We start from the raw sequence: 2480 nt of genomic DNA, 5'->3' as shown, positions 1-2480 counted from the left end.
GCGGTGACACCTCGCTCAACAGCCTTGGGGCTCTGTCCGTTCCATCGAGCACCCCACCGTCACCCGATCAGTGGCCACTCTGAAAAGGCTCAGTGTGCGCCGGGGGAACGGTGGCGCCGCCCTGGCGCGAGGGCGGTAGGGAGGTTCTGTGTTCCGCGAGCCCGGCGAACTCCCCGGCTGTCACCGGGCCCAGTTCACCGTACTGGAGGGAGAACTCGGCAGAGTACCGTCGGCATTCGACGACGGACGCTGCACCCTGACCCGGGTCCAGCCCGCGGTCCTCGGCGTCTGCGGGTCGAGTCTGTCGGTGGCGGCTGCTGAAACGGCACGGATGGTCCTGGCCCTACGGTGCACCGTACGTCCACGCCGTCCTGCAGCGCGAGGATGCAGGCTGCGGCCACCGCGGCTGATGCGGTGCCGGCCTGACCGGCCGGCACCGCAGACGACGACACACCACCATCCCCGCGCACACGCGGTAACCCGTCCTGACCCTGTCCTGCGCATTTTCCAGCCCTACCCGGCAGCCATCGGCACCCGCTGGTGCGGCGACATCCATCGCCACCCACGAGAACTGGCCCACCTTCACCAGCATCGCCTCCCGGCGCGTCACCGGCCGGCCCACCGCCGGCCACCTGCGAACGGCACTCGTCGCCGACGCTGTCACCCACCCGCCGCCCGGTGGGCCGGCCCTGTGATCTTCCACTCCGACCGCGGCTGCCAGTAGACCAGCCGCGAACTTGCCGCCCGGCTATAAAGTTCAGGATCAGGCTGTCGGCTCGAGGCACCCGCCAGAGCTGAGACTAGGCTCGCCAATGGTTCTTCTCGACCCTCAATCAAGAACGAACTGGCCGACACTCGCCCCTGGCCCAGGGAAGCAGCTGCCACACCGCGATATCCGAGTGGCCCGACACCGACTAGCCCAGCCAGCCCAATCGGAGAGGGCAAAGGGACTGCAGCGCCACTACCGTGACTGCTGTGGCAGAGCTGCCGATTACACGTGCTCGCTCGCCCAACCCCAAGCCAATGGAGGCATCTGTGAGTTACCTGAATCGGCGCACCGCCAAGGCTGCTGGCATCCTAACACTTGCCTGTATGACGTATCTCGTATCCTCGCCTACTGCTTATGCCGATCACTCCCCATCACACACGCGGCAGGAGATAGAAGCGCCGGCGTTCTCCTCGGCTCTGGGAGCCCTCATCCCGGCCGCAATGACGGGCCAGAACACCACCATCGAGCAGGAAGTGACAGCCTTGCGCTCGGCCGTCGATGCATGGGTGGCCAGCCTCGTCGCTGAGCTGCCAGGCGACTCTACTCTGCCCGGTCTGCCAGACGAGAGCGTCCCCGGGTCTTGAATTCCGCTGGCTCCTGAAGGGATGAGATCCCTGCAACGGTCGGGTGGCCGTATCGGTGGGGGTCCTGCTTCTTCGCCCCGTGCGGGGATTGCTCGCGGTCCTACCCACGCTCGACAGGCTGACATCGCCAGTCCGGTGGCCTTAGAACTGCTATCGGAATGACTTCAGGCGTCGCCAGCAGATGAGTGAGCAGGCCAGGCTGAGGAAGGCTTCGTGAATGTCGTCGCGTACTTCCCAGCGGATCCTCAGCCGTCGGAACCAGTGGAGGTGGGCGAAGGTCCGCTCCACTACCCAGCGTTCGGCGCCGAGGCCAGAGCCGTGTGGGACGCCGCGTCGGGCGATGACGGGTTTCACGCCCAGGGCCCAGGCCAGGCGTCGGTACTTGTCGTGGTCGTAGCCGCGATCCCCGAGCACCGTGTCGGGTCGCCGGCGCGGTCGGCCGCGCTTGCCGCGGACCGGCGGGACGGCCTGGAGCAGGGGGATGAACTGGGTGACGTCATTGCGGTTGCCGCCGGTCAGGGTGGCGGCAAGCGGAATGCCGGTGGCGTCGGTGATCAGGTGGTGCTTGCTGCCGTTCCTGCCCCGGTCAACCGGGCTTCGCCCGATTTTTGAGCCCCTTTTAACGCGCGGATGTGGGAGCCGTCGACCACAGCCCGCGAGAAGTCGAGGGCCCCGGCTCCCCGGAGCCGGGCCAACAGGGTTTCGTGCAGTCGCGGCCACACGCCGGCTTCAGTCCACTCGGCCAGGCGCCGCCAGCAGGTCATCCCTGAGCCGAAGCCCATCTCCTGCGGGAGGTGCTCCCACGCGATCCCTGTGTGGAGCACGAACAGGATGCCCTGGAACACCAACCGGTCCGGATGCCGCCTCCGCCCAGGATGACGAACTCGACGCTCCACCTTCGGCAGGAGCGGTTCGATCACCGCCCAGAGTTCATCGTCCACTTCCCACGGCTTCCGCCGAGCCACCCCACACCCCCGGATCAACGCTCTCAGGGCCATCCAATCAGCCCAAAGATCATTTCGTTAGGGGTTGTTAGAGGTTGTTAAGTCCGTTTCTGGTAGCGGCCTCGTCCGGGTTGGGTGAGGAAGCCTTGGCGGGTGAGGCGTGCGAGGCGGCTGCGGGTGATG

Annotated in this window: 2 protein-coding genes; one reads left to right on the top strand and one right to left on the bottom strand. The window is 66.8% G+C overall.

All coding sequences use genetic code 11. The features are described 5' to 3' along the window. The first annotated feature begins 1035 nt into the window (after positions 1 to 1035). Complete coding sequence (locus ACFYP3_RS37515) at positions 1036 to 1353, top strand: hypothetical protein (protein WP_388842590.1); 318 nt, start codon at positions 1036 to 1038, stop codon at positions 1351 to 1353. Between the two features lie 150 nt (positions 1354 to 1503). Here the strand turns inward: ACFYP3_RS37515 and ACFYP3_RS37510 are convergent. Continuing rightward, positions 1504 to 2351, bottom strand: a protein-coding gene (locus tag ACFYP3_RS37510; RefSeq protein ID WP_388842588.1) for an IS5 family transposase whose coding sequence is annotated in 2 segments (ribosomal slippage) — positions 1504 to 1952 and positions 1952 to 2351 — 849 coding nt in all. Because the reading frame shifts where the segments join, the coding sequence is not laid out codon by codon here. Between the last annotated feature and the right edge of the window lie 129 nt (positions 2352 to 2480).

Origin of the sequence: Streptomyces sp. NPDC005533, from assembly GCF_042871845.1 — a bacterium.
Lineage (GTDB): Bacteria > Actinomycetota > Actinomycetes > Streptomycetales > Streptomycetaceae > Streptomyces.
This window is presented reverse-complemented; position numbering and strand designations above follow the sequence as displayed.